This window comes from Neglectibacter sp. X4, assembly GCF_009917365.1.
Lineage (GTDB): Bacteria > Bacillota > Clostridia > Oscillospirales > Acutalibacteraceae > Acutalibacter.
In genome coordinates this window covers 1-529 of sequence record NZ_QWLE01000343.1, presented here as the reverse complement: position 1 = coordinate 529, position 529 = coordinate 1, and the positions used below count along the sequence as shown (strand labels likewise).

Annotated in this window: 1 protein-coding gene; it reads right to left on the bottom strand. The window is 34.2% G+C overall.

Annotated elements, in window-relative coordinates; all coding sequences use genetic code 11:
* Positions 1 to 206, bottom strand: a 206-nt coding sequence (locus tag D1841_RS18885; RefSeq protein WP_207710228.1) for a hypothetical protein, incomplete at its 3' end; no start/stop codon positions are given.
* Positions 207 to 529 lie beyond the last annotated feature (323 nt).

Here is a 529-nt window from a genome sequence, read left to right as displayed (position 1 = left end):
TTAGGTGCGGTCCTTGCAGCTGCAGCCATCAAATCGGCAACTTTTAGCGCAGCATCTCTTTCCGCTGCTTCCATGGCTTTTATCATAGTGAGTTCCTCCCTTGTTTTCCCATTTATGATAATATTATAGCTGACCGGACATCTTTTAACAAGGGCAACAAGGAAATTGGTACGGAAAACGCATGAAAGGCGCATGAAGCATGTCATTAGTACTTTTAAGTGTTTTTTGTAAAAAAGGTATCAAACTCTTTAAATCATGATATCTATTATATGGAAATTGAGGAAATTACTTTAATAATATGGCAAATTTTTATGAAAATATCTGCTTAGAAAACGAAAAAGAACGAAGAATTCCATTTCTATTTCGTTTAATTTGCTCAAAACCTTTTAGTTAGTATAAAGTAACTTCTAAGTTTTGATACCTTTTTTGCAAAAAAACGGAATAGGTACTAAAATCTAATACTCGCAACTTTTTCTTCTTGCCGGCTTGTTTGCGAATCGACAAACATTTTCTTGATTTCAGCAAACAG